Annotated in this window: 12 protein-coding genes; 9 read left to right on the plus strand and 3 right to left on the minus strand. The window is 68.6% G+C overall.

All coding sequences use genetic code 11. The features are described from left to right. Positions 1 to 2 precede the first annotated feature (2 nt). On the minus strand, positions 3 to 1,229 hold the full coding sequence (locus OG555_RS31450) for a DUF349 domain-containing protein (RefSeq protein ID WP_329476171.1): 1,227 nt from the start codon (positions 1,227 to 1,229) through the stop codon (positions 3 to 5). Positions 1,230 to 1,463: 234 nt separating this feature from the next. Here OG555_RS31450 and OG555_RS31455 point away from each other — a divergent pair, with 234 nt between their 5' ends. From OG555_RS31455 to aspS, 3 genes are read left to right on the plus strand one after another with little or no spacing between them, the layout of a single operon-like run. Next, complete coding sequence (locus tag OG555_RS31455; protein WP_329476172.1) at positions 1,464 to 2,153, plus strand: MBL fold metallo-hydrolase; 690 nt, start codon at positions 1,464 to 1,466, stop codon at positions 2,151 to 2,153. 10 nt (positions 2,154 to 2,163) lie between these two features. Then, a complete protein-coding gene (gene hisS, locus OG555_RS31460) occupies positions 2,164 to 3,495 on the plus strand; it encodes a histidine--tRNA ligase (protein ID WP_329476173.1) in 1,332 nt (443 codons plus the stop codon). Beyond that, entirely contained in the window at positions 3,492 to 5,276 is a 1,785-nt protein-coding gene (aspS, locus tag OG555_RS31465; protein WP_329476174.1) for an aspartate--tRNA ligase, read from the plus strand. Before hisS ends, aspS begins: the two co-directional genes overlap by 4 nt. Before the next feature lie 9 nt (positions 5,277 to 5,285). Here the strand turns inward: aspS and OG555_RS31470 are convergent, their stop codons facing one another. Beyond that, on the minus strand, positions 5,286 to 5,957 hold the full coding sequence (locus OG555_RS31470) for a class I SAM-dependent methyltransferase (protein WP_329476175.1): 672 nt from the start codon (positions 5,955 to 5,957) through the stop codon (positions 5,286 to 5,288). Positions 5,958 to 6,039: 82 nt separating this feature from the next. Here OG555_RS31470 and OG555_RS31475 point away from each other — a divergent pair, with 82 nt between their 5' ends. From OG555_RS31475 to OG555_RS31490, 4 genes are all read left to right on the plus strand, one after another. Then, on the plus strand, positions 6,040 to 6,504 hold the full coding sequence (locus OG555_RS31475) for a helix-turn-helix transcriptional regulator (protein ID WP_329476176.1): 465 nt from the start codon (positions 6,040 to 6,042) through the stop codon (positions 6,502 to 6,504). Continuing rightward, entirely contained in the window at positions 6,501 to 6,929 is a 429-nt protein-coding gene (locus tag OG555_RS31480) for a VOC family protein (RefSeq protein WP_329476177.1), read from the plus strand. Before OG555_RS31475 ends, OG555_RS31480 begins: the two co-directional genes overlap by 4 nt. A gap of 50 nt (positions 6,930 to 6,979) precedes the next feature. Then, positions 6,980 to 7,333: a GntR family transcriptional regulator gene (locus OG555_RS31485; protein WP_329476178.1), complete on the plus strand. Its 354-nt coding sequence runs from the start codon at positions 6,980 to 6,982 to the stop codon at positions 7,331 to 7,333. Positions 7,334 to 7,565: 232 nt separating this feature from the next. Continuing rightward, a complete protein-coding gene (locus tag OG555_RS31490) occupies positions 7,566 to 9,581 on the plus strand; it encodes a GxGYxYP domain-containing protein (protein ID WP_329476179.1) in 2,016 nt (671 codons plus the stop codon). 52 nt (positions 9,582 to 9,633) lie between these two features. Here OG555_RS31490 and OG555_RS31495 read toward each other — a convergent pair whose 3' ends face one another. Beyond that, positions 9,634 to 10,233, minus strand: a complete 600-nt coding sequence (locus OG555_RS31495) for an AMIN-like domain-containing (lipo)protein (protein WP_329476180.1) — start codon at positions 10,231 to 10,233, stop codon at positions 9,634 to 9,636. Between the two features lie 107 nt (positions 10,234 to 10,340). Here OG555_RS31495 and OG555_RS31500 point away from each other — a divergent pair, with 107 nt between their 5' ends. Then, positions 10,341 to 11,138 carry a GNAT family N-acetyltransferase gene (locus tag OG555_RS31500; RefSeq protein WP_329476181.1) on the plus strand — a complete coding sequence of 266 codons (798 nt, stop codon included), beginning with the start codon at positions 10,341 to 10,343 and terminating at the stop codon, positions 11,136 to 11,138. A 44-nt stretch (positions 11,139 to 11,182) separates the two neighbouring features. Further along, positions 11,183 to 13,696 (plus strand): accessory Sec system translocase SecA2, encoded by a 2,514-nt coding sequence (secA2, locus tag OG555_RS31505; protein ID WP_329476182.1) that lies wholly within the window; start codon positions 11,183 to 11,185, stop codon positions 13,694 to 13,696. The last annotated feature ends 6 nt before the right edge of the window (positions 13,697 to 13,702 follow it).

The raw sequence follows: 13,702 nt of genomic DNA on the forward strand, positions 1-13,702 counted from the left end.
CGTCAGCTGAAGTCGGTGAGGGCGTTTTGGGCTTGGGTGAGCCATTCGCGGCGGGCGGCGATGGCTTCGCGGGCCTCGGTGGCCTTGCGGGCGTTGCCTTGGGACTCCGCCTTGGCGGCCTGCTTCTCCAGGTCGGCGATGAGCGACTGGAGCTGCTTGACCGTGGCCTCGGCCCGGGCGCGGGCCTCGGGGTTGCTGCGGTTCCAGACCTCGTCCTCAGCGGCCTTCACGGCCTGCTCCACGGCGCGCAGACGGGAGTCGATGGCGCGCATCGAGTCGCGCGGGACCTTGCCGATCTGGTCCCAGCGGTCCAGTAGCTCGCGGAGCTGCTCACGGGCGACCTTCGCGTCCTCGACCGGCAGGATGGCCTCGATCTCGACCAGGAGCGTCTCCTTGGCCTGGAGGTTCTCCACCTGCTCGGCGTTCTCCTCCGCCTGTACGGCGTCCCGCGCGCCGAAGAACGTGTCCTGGGCGGCCCGGAAACGCGCCCACAGCTTGTCGTCCACCTCGCGCGGCGCCGGACCGGCGGCCTTCCACTGCCGCATCAGGTCCCGGAAGCGGCCCGACGTCGGACCCCAGTCGGACGACGACGCGAGCGTCTCCGCCTCAGCTGCGAGCCGCTCCTTCACCACCGCGGCCTCCTCACGCTTGGAGGACAGCTCGGCGAAGTGCTGCTTACGGTGCCGGGTGTACGTCGTGCGCGCGGAGGAGAACCGGTGCCACAGCTCGTCGTCGCTGGACTTGTCGAGCCGGGGGAGTGCCTTCCACTCGTCGAGCAGTTCGCGCAGCCGGGTCACGCCGTGCCGCCAGTCGGTGCCGGCGGCGATGGTCTCGGCCTCGGTGGCGATCTTGGTCTTGGCGGCGCGGGCCTCTTCGACCTTCGCGGCCCGCTCGGCCTTGCGCTTCTCGCGCTGCTGGGCGACCAGCGGGGTGAGCGCCTCCAGCCGGGACCGCAGGCCGTCGAGGTCGCCGACCGCCTGCGCCTCGTCGATCGAGCTGGTCACCTTCTTCACCGCAGCTCGCGCGTCGTCCGGCGACACCGTGCCCGCCTGGACCCGCTGCTCCAGCAGCTCCACCTCGAACGCCAGCGCGTCGTACCGGCGGGTGTAGAAGGCGAGGGCCTCCTCGGGGTTCGCGTCCGGCCACTGGCCGACCGCCCGCTCACCGTCCTTGGTCCGTACGAAGACCGTTCCGTCCTCAGCTACCCGGCCCCAGCTCTCTCCGGCCACAACTCGCCCCTTCCGGCGGTATGCACTGCGCTCGTGCCCATTCTGGTCAGTCCCCGGTCCATCCGCGCGAACAGGGTCCGCCTGGGCGCGTCGGGCGCTGTCCCGACGCTTATCCCTGAACAATCACAAACTCCCAGCCGTGACGCAACGGTGTTGCGTCACAATCCGGTTCGAAGTCACCGCCCGCGCACCGGTAGCCTTGGGTGGTCCGGAACCGTTTCAGGAAGGTCTGTCGTGCTCATCGCCGGGTTCCCCGCGGGTTCGTGGGGTACGAACTGCTACGTCGTCGCCACCGGCCAGGGCGCGGAATGCATCGTCATCGACCCCGGTCAGGACGCGACCGCCGGCGTCGAGCGGGTGGTGCGGGAGAACAAGCTCAAACCCGTCGCCGCACTGCTCACACACGGTCACATCGACCACATGTTTTCCGTACTCCCGGTCTGCGGGACGTACGACGCCACCGCCTGGATCCACCCGGACGACCGGCACCTGCTGTCGGACCCGATGGCCGGGCTCAGCCCGGAAACGGCGCGGATGCTGCTCGGCGGGACGCACGAGTTCGCGGAGCCGGACGACGTCGCCGAGCTCACCGACGGTCTGAGCGTCGAGCTGGCGGGCCTTGATTTCACCGTCGACCACACCCCTGGACACACCAAGGGGTCGGTCACGTTCACCACGCCGTACGACGGGCCGGAAGACGTGCCCGCGGTTCTTTTCTCCGGTGACGTGTTGTTCGCCGGGTCGATCGGCCGGACGGATCTGCCTGGGGGCGACCATCCGGCGATGCTGCATACCTTGGCCACCAAGATCCTGCCGATGCGCGACGAGATCGTCGTCCTGCCGGGTCATGGTGGCCAGACCACGATCGGCCGGGAGAAGGCGACCAACCCCTACTTGCAGGACCTGGAGATTCAGCAGATATGAGCAAGGCCAAATGATTAGACTCAGCCCACTGAGCGGGTTCCCCGAATTCCTTCCGCAGGACCGGATCGTCGAGCAGCGGTTCCTCGACGTGATCCGGGAAACGTTCGAGCTGCACGGTTTCGCGTCGATCGAGACTCGTGCGGTGGAGCCGGTCGAGCGCCTGTCCAACCAGGGCGAGGACGCCGACAAGGAGATCTACGGCGTACGGCGCCTGGCCGCCGGAGCCGATGAGGACGCGGCGCTCGGGCTGCACTTCGACCTGACCGTGCCGTTCGCCCGCTATGTGCTGGAGCACAGCGGCAAGCTGGTCTTCCCGTTCCGCCGCTACCAGATCCAGAAGGTCTGGCGTGGTGAGCGCCCGCAGGAGGGCCGCTACCGCGAGTTCACCCAGGCCGACATCGACATCGTCGACAGCGGCGAGCTGCCGTTCCACTACGAGGTCGAGCTCCCGCTGGTGATCGCGGACGCGCTGCGCAAGCTGCCGGTGCCGGAGTTCGTGATCAAGGTGAACAACCGCAAGATCCCCGAGGGGTTCTACCGCGGACTCGGCCTGGACGACGTGACCACGGTGCTGCGGATCGTCGACAAGATCGACAAGATCGGTCCGGAGAAGGTGGTCGAGCGCCTGATCGAGGCCGGCGCGACCGACAAGCAGGCTCGGCTCGCGGTGCAACTGGCCGACATCTCCAGCACGGACACGTCGTTCGCCGACCAGGTCCGCGCGCTCGGTGTCGAGCACCCCACGCTGGACGATGGCCTCGAGCAGCTGAGCCAGGTGATGGCCGCGGCCGCCGAGCACGCTCCCGGTCTGCTGATGGCCGACCTGCGGATCGCCCGCGGCCTGGACTACTACACCGGCGCGGTCTACGAGATCTACCTGGTCGGCCAGGAGTCGTTCGGCTCGGTGGGTGGCGGTGGGCGGTACGACTCGCTGGCCTCCGACGGCAAGACGACGTACCCGGGCGTCGGGATCTCGATCGGTGTGTCCCGGCTGGTGCACCGGCTGATCAGCCAGGGGTTGCTCAAGGGCAGCCGCAGTACGCCGACCGCCGTGCTGGTCGCGCTGAACGCCGAGGAGGACCGGGCCGACGCGATGCGGACGGCCGCGCAGCTGCGTTCGCGCGGAATTCCCGTCGAGGTGGCGCCGGCGGCGGCGAAGTTCGGCAAGCAGATCCGGTTCGCGGACCGGCGTGGGATCCCGTTCGTGCTGTTCAGCACCGAGAACGGCCCTGAGATGAAGGACATCCGCAGCGGCGAGCAGGTGCCCGCCGACCCGGCCACCTGGACGCCTCCGGCGGCCGACGTACGACCTCAGATCGACACCCTTCAGGAGAACTCGTGATCCGTACCCATTCCGCAGGCTCGTTGCGCGCCGAGAACGCCGGGCAGACCGTGATCCTGGCGGGCTGGGTGGCGCGGCGGCGCGATCACGGCGGCGTGGCGTTCCTCGACCTGCGCGACTCCACCGGCACCGTCCAGGTCGTCATCCGCGACGAGGACGCCGCGCACGGCCTGCGCTCGGAGTACTGCCTGAAGGTCGTCGGCGTCGTCTCCCCGCGCCCCGAGGGCAACGCGAACCCGAATCTGCCGACCGGTGAGATCGAGGTCATCGCCGAAGAGGTCGAGGTGCTGAACGAGGCCGCCCCGCTGCCGTTCCCGGTCGAGGAGCACCACACGACCCCGGTGAACGAGGAGGTCCGGCTGAAGTACCGGTACCTCGACCTGCGCCGCCAGGGCCCCGGTTCGGCGCTCCGCCTGCGCAGCCAGGTGAACCGCGCGGCCCGGGAGGTGCTCGCGAACCACGACTTCGTCGAGATCGAGACGCCGACGCTGACCAAGTCGACGCCGGAAGGCGCGCGGGACTTCCTCGTCCCGGCGCGGCTGCAGCCCGGCTCGTGGTACGCGCTCCCGCAGTCGCCGCAGCTGTTCAAGCAGCTGCTGATGGTGGCCGGGATGGAGCGGTACTACCAGATCGCCCGCTGCTACCGGGACGAGGACTTCCGCGCCGACCGGCAGCCGGAGTTCACCCAGCTCGACATCGAGATGAGCTTCGTCGACCAGGACGACGTCATCGCGCTGTCCGAGGAGATCCTGACCGCACTGTGGAAGCTCGTCGGGTACGACGTGCAGACGCCGATCCCGCGGATGACGTACGCCGAGGCGATGGCGCGGTTCGGCAGCGACAAGCCGGATCTGCGGATGGGCCTCGAACTGGTGGAGTGCACGGAGTACTTCAAGAACACGCCGTTCCGGGTGTTCCAGGCGCCGTACGTCGGTGCCGTCGTGATGCCGGGTGGCGCCGACCAGCCGCGGAAGCAGCTGGACGCGTGGCAGGACTGGGCCAAGCAGCGCGGGGCTCGTGGTCTGGCCTACGTGCTGGTCGGCCAGGACGGTGAGCTGGGCGGTCCGGTCGCGAAGAACCTGTCCGAGGAAGAGCGCATCGGTCTGGCCGATCACGTGGGCGCGAAGCCGGGTGACTGCATCTTCTTCGCTGCCGGTCCGGTGAAGTCGTCGCGGGCGCTGCTCGGTGCGGCCCGGCTGGAGATCGGCCGCCGCGGTGGGCTGATCGACGAATCGGCCTGGTCGTTCGTGTGGGTCGTCGACGCGCCGCTGTTCGAGCCGGCCGACGAGGCGACCGCCGCCGGTGACGTCGCGGTGGGGTCCGGCGCGTGGACCGCCGTACACCATGCCTTCACGTCGCCGAAGCCGGACTCGATGGCGACGTTCGACACCGACCCGGGGTCGGCGCTGGCGTACGCGTACGACATCGTCTGCAACGGCAACGAGATCGGTGGCGGGTCGATCCGTATCCACCGCGAGGACGTGCAGAAGCGGGTCTTCAAGGTGATGGGTCTGACCGACGAGGAGGCGACCGAGAAGTTCGGGTTCCTGCTCGACGCGTTCAAGTTCGGCGCGCCGCCGCACGGCGGGATCGCGTTCGGCTGGGACCGGATCACCGCCCTGCTGGCCGGCACCGAGTCGATCCGCGACGTGATCGCCTTCCCGAAGTCCGGCGGCGGGTTCGACCCGCTGACCGCCGCGCCGGCGCCGATCACGCCCGAGCAGCGCAAGGAGGCCGGCGTCGACGCCAAGCCCGAGAAGAAGGACGACGCCAAGCAGTAGCGCGGACCGTCAGGCGAGTTGCGCTCGTACCCAGGTCTTGTCGGGGGTGAGGTAGTCCGTCAGGGTCAGGCCGGCCTCGGTCAGCTGTGCGGACAGCTGCTCCTCGGTGAGGTTCTGGGTGAGGATCCGTTGCGACCAGGAGCGGCCTCCGATGGTGTGGGTCAGGGTCGCGGCCTGGCGATTGCCGGGGAGTTCCTCGACGTCGGAGACGACCAGGCGGCGGCGGTCGTTCTCCATCACGGCGGGACCGCGCAGCATGCCGGGGATCTGCTGCTGGAGGAGGACGGCGCCGCCGGGGCGGACGTGGAGGGCGCAGGTCTGCAGCAGGCGCAGGCGTTCCGCGTCGTCGGCGACGTTGATCAGGTACGACATCATCAGCACCACGTCGAAGCGGCGGTCGAGCCTGAGGTCGCCGATCGTCGAGCAGATCGTCTCGGTCCCGGTGACCCGCGCGATCATGTCCGGCGACTCGTCGACCGCGACCACCTGATGCCCGCAGGCGAGCAGCGGCCGGGTGATCCGCCCGGTACCGCAACCTAGCTCGAGAATGCTGCTGCCCGGATCGATCGCGGCGTTGATCAACTGGTCCTCACCGTGCACCGGCGTGACCTCGTAGAGTTCGATCGCACTGCCGTCCGGGGTGTGCGGTCCCGGCCCGGTCCCACCTTGTCCGACTCTCATCCCACCACCTTCGAGCAGGCTGTCGGGGAGCTCCAAGCTTTCGGTACCCGCCGAAAGTCCGCTCTGGGCCTAGGCTCGGAGGGTGGCGATCGTCGTACCGGTGGGGCTGCTGGGGCATCTGCGGCGTGCGCGGGATGTTGCCGATCGCAACTATGCGGAGCCGCTCGACCTGGCCGGGCTGGCGGCGGCCGCCGGGGTGTCGAAGTACCACTTCCTGCGCTGCTTCGCGGCCGAGTACGGCGAGACGCCGATGCAGTACGTCACCCGGCGGCGGATCGAGCGCGCGACCGATCTGCTGCGGGCGACGAACCTCACCGCGACCGAGGTGTGCGGGCTGGTCGGCTACAGCAGCCTGGGGTCGTTCTCGCAGCGGTTCACCGAGCTCGTCGGGATGAATCCCACCGAGTATCAGCGGACGCAGACCGGCGCGCGGATCCCGGGTTGCTTCGTGTTCATGCTCGGGCTGAACTCCGCAATTCCGGAGAAGCATCCAGGGGCGGCTGCCGCCTACCGTCGTACTGACGACTACCAAGAGGAGGAGCCGTGATCACCAACGTCAGCCTGGTGACCGTCTATGTGAACGACATCGACGCGGCGAAGGCGTTCTACACCGACAAGCTCGGGTTCGTGCTGGGGGAGGACATCACCCTCAGCGAGGACTTTCGCTGGTGCACGGTGCACCAGTCCGAGCATCCCGAGCTGGAACTGGCGCTGATGCTGCCCGGCCCGCCTCTCGACGAAGAGTCGGCCGGCTGGATCCAGCGGATCATGGCGAAAGGCTCGATGCACGGTGTCGGCCTCGCCACGGACGACTGCCACAAGACGTTCGCCGACCTGGTCGCCAAGGGGGTCGAGTACATCCAAGAGCCGGCCGATCGCCCGTACGGCGTGGAGGCAGTATTGCGGGACAACTCGGGCAACTGGCTGGTCCTGGTCGAACAGAAGCCCTACACCGCAGAAGACTTCGCCTGAACCCGGCCAGCTGAATTCCCCCGGGGCCGCCGATCCGGCATGGTGAGCGGATGGATATTTCGGTGGATCCGGTGGGGATCACGCCGCCGTACGAACAGGTGCGTGCGCAGATCGAGGCGTTGATCCGGGCCGGCGAGCTGGCCCGGGGGACGCGGCTGCCGACAGTTCGGCAACTGTCGCTGGATCTGGGGCTGGCGGTGAACACGATCGCGCGGGCCTACAAGGAACTCGAGGCCGACCGGCTCGTCGAGACACGCGGGCGCAACGGCACGTTTGTACTGGCGTCCCGCAGCCAGGTCGACGACGAGGAGACCCGCGCGGCGGCAACAGCCCTAGCCCGAGCCGCCCGCCGCGCCGGCATCAGCCTGGCCGAGGCCACCGAGATCCTGAGCCGGGCCTGGTAGGGGCCTGTACCGAAGAACGGGTAGTAGTGGTCCCCGCCTTTGGCCGTCAGGCGTGGGCGACCCCGTCAACTCCTCGATATCGGCACCACTACCCGTCCGTCGGTACGCGTGACCTCGGAAACGATTCCAAAATACCTCGGGCGACGGTGTGACGAGCTATGTACACGCTGTCGTGACGTTGCTAATCTCCCGGCTGATTTGACATCGATGTCAACCTCAGGGAGTGGTCACGATGGTCTCGAGACGTGCGTTCCTGGCGGGCAGTGGCGCGGTGACGGCGGGTGGGTTCGGGTTGCTTCCGGGCCTCACCGCCAGCGCGAATGCCGCCGATCTCACGACCGGAAGCGGCTCCCGGCTCCTGCCGGTGTTCAACCGCCCGAAACACCTGGACTACGGCGACGTCAGCAAGCTCAGCGGTGGCGATCAGACCCTGCTGACAACGTTGCAAGGCGTCGTCAATCGCACTCAGCCCGAGCTGTACTTCCTCTACGACACGGGCACCATGAGTACGCCGGACGCCAAGTGGCTGGCCGACATGCACTTGCCCACCAAGCTGTACGCGAACCCGCTGGACCTGGTCGCCAAGTACCGCAGCCGGATCCGGGGCGCGATCGTGCACGACCCCGACGTACCCGACTCGCTCAACGTCGCGACCACCTTGGCCGGCTTGGAGAACGCGGTCGTCGCCGACGCCGATCAGGCCAAGGCGCACGGGCTGCGGATCGTGAAGGACCTGCGCGGGATGTTCGACGCCGACCGCGTGAAGACCTATCGGTGGCAGCTCGACAACCTGTTCCCGCGGGTCACCCAGCAGCTGCTCGCCGGCCTGCCGCCGACCCGCGTGGTCGCGGTCGAGAACGTGCAGTGGCAGGAGATCGCCCGCGAGACCCGGCAGATCCGCGACTCCTCGAACCGCGGCAGCTACGACCTGGACGTCTCGGCCAAGCTCGGCCAGCAGGCCGTGTTCGTCCGGTTCCAGGACTCGTTCACCGACGACGGCTGGGGACCGTCGGTCTCCGAGGTCACGGTCAAGGCGAACGGCACCGAGATCGCCCACTTCCTGCCGAACACGCCGGAAGAGGCGCAGTACTTGTTCGACGGTGCCAACTCCTCGATCGGTGGTGAGGCCAACCGCTTCAGCGACGGTGGCGGCTACTTCATCTACCGCTTCGAACCACCCGCCGGTACGACGTCCCTCGTCGTCACCGTGACGATGTGGAACCAATACCTGGTCACGGCCACCGACACCGCACCGACCCGGATCGAGCCGTTCCCGTACTTCCGCGACTACGTGGTGGCCACCAAAGCCCTGGTGAGCTGGCTACCGCCGGGCGGCGAGACCGGGGACCTGCTCATCGAGCACTACGCCAAGTACCCGCCGCTGGCGCCGTACATGGGGTGGTTCGCCAACGACGTCTCCGGCGAGTGGGACGGCGTCGACCTCGCCTCGCAGGGCGGTTCGCCGGTGATCGCGGCCGACTTCTACATGAACGGGACTGTCCACGCCGGGTTCACCGCCCCGATCTCGGACACGGTCCGGCCGGTACGGCGGATCACCAAGCCGAAGAACAAGGTCTACGTGACCCTGACCTTCGGCGAGGGCGACAACATCCAGTACTGCCAGCGCCGGATGCGCGACATCTGGGACGACCCGAAACGCGGCGAGGCACTGGCCAACTGGACGATCAGCCCGCTGCTTGCGGAGACCGGTCCGGGGTTGTTCAGCTACTTCCAGCGGACCGCAACGGCCAACGACCTGCTGGTCTGTGGTCCGTCCGGTGGGGGCTACACCTATCCCGGCTCATGGCCCGCTGACCAGTTGACGTCGTACCTGAAGATGTCCGGCGACTTCATGCGCCGCACCGGGATGGATCAGGTCTACGCGTACAACAACCGCCAGAACGGCCAGTGGGTGCCGTTCCCGGAGGAGATCGCCAAGGGGTACGCCGACTACACCCCGGTGAAGGGGATCATCCAGTCGTGGGACGGCGACCCACTGCTGGTCCGGCGCGGCGGACTGCCGGTGATCGGGATCTGGGGCGCACCCGGCAAGGCCGCCGAGTACAAGGCCGCGCTCGATGCGAAGATCGCGAACTGGGACGGTGCGAGCCCGCTCTTCATCGCGGGCGGGATCGGCGCCTGGTCGTGGACACCGTCCGACATGGCCGAACTCGCGCCGATGCTCGGCGATCCCTACGAGTTGGTGCTCGCGAACACCTTCTTCGACCTGCTCAATCGCGTGCTCTAGAAGGCGAAAGCGGTCGCCCGGTGGGGGAGCCGGGCGACCGCGGGGTGGGGGCTTACCAGTGGTGCGCGACGTCGATCACGAGGCGGGTGTTCGATCCCGGCCCCGCGAGCGTGTAGACGCGGAACGGGAGCCTGGCGCGGACGCCGACACCGATCGTGGTCTGCCCCTCGAAGCTGCCCGCGGAGGCGAGCTGGCGGAGCGTTGTGTAGCCGGCCACGTTGGTCAGCTCACGGTCGTTCTTCGGCAGGTACGTCGCCTTCCCGTTGTCGTCGTACGCCGGGGCGTGGACGACGATCTGCAGTTTTGCGCCACCGCGGAGCGGGATGAGGAAGCCTGCGCCGTCGGTGTAGACGTTCTTGACGTAGCGGACGTCGTAGCCGGCTGCTCGACCGTGCACGTCGACGACGATCCTGTCGAAGCACGGATGCCGTCCGGTGCGGACGTTCGTGACGGGTGCCGGCGTCATCCGGCTGTTTGCCTCGGGCAACGATCCCCAGCCGCTCGGGCAGGCGGCGGCGACCGCGGCGGTCGAGGCGGTACGGGGTGCGGTGGATGATCCGGTGAGGGCCGGCGCGGCGAACGCGGCGGCCGGGACGGCCATCACCGCGAGTGCGGCGAGGATCGTCCTGGGTGTGATGTGGTGGACGTTCATGATGGTGTTCCCCCCTTGTATGGACAACTACTTGGACGACACCAGTTGCCAACTGGTTTACTTTCGAGCCTGGTGATTTCTGGTAGTCGATCAGGCACGATGTGCGGATGACGCCAGCCGAGTTGCTCGAGGTGTTCCACCGCCGGATCCGGTTGCCGGACGCCGACGCCATCCCCGGCTGGAAGGAGGAGCGCGACGGCCTGGTGCATCGCTCGTACGACGACGGGCCCGACGGCGCCGGGTTCGTCGAGACACCGCGCGGTCTGGGCAACGACCCGGACGCCGTGATCGCGGACCAGGTGGCGTTCTTCCGTGACCGTGGCCTGCCGTTCGAGTGGAAGACGTACGCGTACGACGAACCGGCCGACCTCGGCGAGCGCCTGGTCCGGGCCGGGTTCAGCCGGGAGGAGCCGGAGACGCTGATCCTCGGCGAGGTCGATCGGATCCTGGAGCGGCCCTCCGCCCTGCCGTCGAAGGTGCGGCTGCGGGAGGCCGATGGACCGGAGGACTACCACCGGATCGGCGTACTCACCGACACGTTGTGGCACAACGGGCTGGATCGGATCGTGGAGCGGCTGGCGGCCGAGGCGCGGATGTTCCCCGACCGGTTGTCGGTGTTCCTGGTCGAAGACGCGCTGAAGGGGGCGGACGGGCCGGCGGTGTCGGCCGCGTGGGTCCGGTTCCACCCCGGGACCGGGTTCGCCAGCCTGTGGGGTGGCGGGACGTTGCCGGAGTGGCGGCGGCAGGGGTTGTACAGCGCGCTGCTGGTGCACCGGGCCCGGCTGGCGAAGGAGCGTGGATACGAGTTCCTCCGGGTGGACGCGTCCGAGGACTCCCGCCCCATCCTGCAGAAGCTGGGACTCCACGGCGTCACGATCACCACCCCCTACGAGTGGACACCGTGACCTGACGCGCGGAACGACGGTCCGACGCTGTACGTTTCCGGATCATGGCCCTGAAAATCGCGTCTCGCTTCCGCCGGCTGCTGCAGCGCCCCGGTTCGATCGATCTCGGCCCCTACGAGCGGCTCACCCAGCTGGTCGGCGAGGCGGAGGAATCGGTCCTGGCCCTGACCGACGAGGAGCTCACCGAGGCGGTCGCGGAGCTACGCACCACCGGCGGGCTGCACGAGGACGAGCAGATCGAGTTCCTCGCGCTGGCGCGGGAGGCGGGCCGGCGGACGATCGGCGAGCGGGCGTTCGACGGCCAGGTCGTCGGCGCGCTGGCGATGCTGCAGGGCCGCGTGGTCGAGATGGCCACCGGTGAGGGCAAGACGCTGGCCGGTGCGTTCGCCGCCGCCGGGTACGCGGTCGGTGGCCGCAAGGTCCAGGTGCTCGCAGTGAACGATTATCTGGCCCGCCGCGACGCCGAGTGGATGGGCCCGGTGTACGAGCTGCTCGGCGTGACGGTGTCGCACATCGGCCAGGCGTCCACGCCGGAGGAGCGGCGTACGGCGTACGAGGCGGATGTCTGCTACGCGCCGGCTAGCGAGATCGGCTTCGACGTACTGCGCGACCGGCTCGTCACCGATGTCGCCGACCGGGTCACGGTCGAGCCGGACGTGGCGCTGGTGGACGAGGCGGACTCGGTGCTGATCGACGAGGCCCGGGTCCCGCTGGTGCTGGCCGGTGCGACCCGGACCGAGGAACTGGACGAGGACGTGGTCCAGCTGGTCCGGATGCTGCGCGCGGGCGTGGACTACGAGATCGACGGCGACGGCCGGACGGTCGCGCTGACCGACAAGGGAACGGACAAGGTCGAGGAGACGCTCGGCGGGATCAACCTGTACGAGGACGACAACCTCGACCGGCTGACCCAGATCAACGTCGCGCTGCACGCCGAGGTGCTGCTGCGCAAGGACGTCGACTACCTGGTCCGCGACGGCAAGGTCAGCCTGATCAACAACAACCGCGGCCGGATCGCCAAGCTGCAGCGCTGGCCCGACGGTCTGCAGGCCGCCGTCGAGGCGAAGGAAGCCGTTCCGGTCAGCGACTCCGGTGAGGTGCTGGACAGCATCACCGTGCAGGCGCTGGTCAAGAGCTACAAGACCCTGTGCGGCATGACCGGTACGGCGGTAGTCGTCGGGGAGTCGCTGCAGGAGTTCTACGAGGTCGACGTGGCCGTCGTACCGCCGAACAAGCCGAACATCCGCAAGGACGACCCCGATCGGCTGTATCTGACGGCCGAGCAGAAGAACGTGGCCCTGGTCGAGCACATCGCCGAGGTCCACGAGACCGGACGGCCGATCCTGATCGGCACGCACAGCGTGGAGGAGTCCGAGCAGTTGAGCGACCGGCTCGAGGCTGCCGAGGTCCCGCACGTCGTACTGAACGCGAAGAACGACGCCGAGGAGGCGGCGATCATCGCCGAGGCCGGTGTGCCGGGGACGGTGACCGTGTCGACGCAGATGGCCGGTCGCGGTACGGACATCCGGCTGGGCGGCAAGGACGAGTCGCACGACAAGGACAAGGCCATCGAGCTCGGCGGCCTCTACGTGATCGGGACCGGTCTGCACGCCTCGCGCCGGCTGGACGACCAGCTGCGTGGGCGCGCCGGGCGGCAGGGCGACCCGGGTGGCACGCTGTTCTTCGCCAGCCTCGCCGACGAGCTCGTGACGCGCTACTCCGTCTCGTCAGGTCTGCGGCCGCATCCGGACGAGAGTGGGCGCCTGACGGACCGGAAGTCTGTCGGGATGCTCGAGGGTGCACAGCGGGTCGCCGACGGCGCGAATGCCGAGCTGCACCGGACGACGTGGCAGTACCACCGGCTGACCGGGCAGCAGCGGGCGATCCTGCTCGACACCCGGGAGAAGGTGCTGGTCGACGACCTCGCGGCCGAGGAGCTGGCCGAGCGGGCCAAGGAGCGGTACGACGAACTGGTCGACGAGGTCGGCGAGGACGTGGTGAAGGACGCGGCCCGGCGGATCGTCCTGGGTCACCTCGACCGGCGCTGGACGGATCACCTGGCGTACCTGGCGGATCTCCGCGAGGGGATCCACCTGCGGTCGCTGGCCGGCGGCATCGTGCACCTGAAGCCGATCGACGAGTTCAACAAGTCGGCGATCGCGTCGTTCGACACGCTGATCGCGGACGCGTGGACGGACGCTGTCGAGACCTTCCAGGACGCCGAGATCACCGCGGACGGGCTGGACGAGGAGGCCAGCGGCATCCCGCGGCCGACCGCGACCTGGACCTACCTGGTCAACGACAACCCGTTCGGCACCGAGGCGGACCGGATCCTGGGTCGCCTCCGCAACGCGATCAAACCCGAGTCGGTGGCGGAGTCGGAGGAGATCCTCCCCGAGGAGTTCGACGAGGACGACCTCCCGGAAGAGCTCCGCGACGCGGACGACGAGGACGAGCTGCCCGAAGAGTTGCGCGACGCGGACGACGACGAGGACGAGCTGCCCGAAGAGCTGCGTGACGCGGACGAGGACGAAGAGAAGCCGGACCAGAAGGCGTAGACCTTC

Origin of the sequence: Kribbella sp. NBC_01484 (assembly GCF_036227145.1) — a bacterium.
Lineage (GTDB): Bacteria > Actinomycetota > Actinomycetes > Propionibacteriales > Kribbellaceae > Kribbella.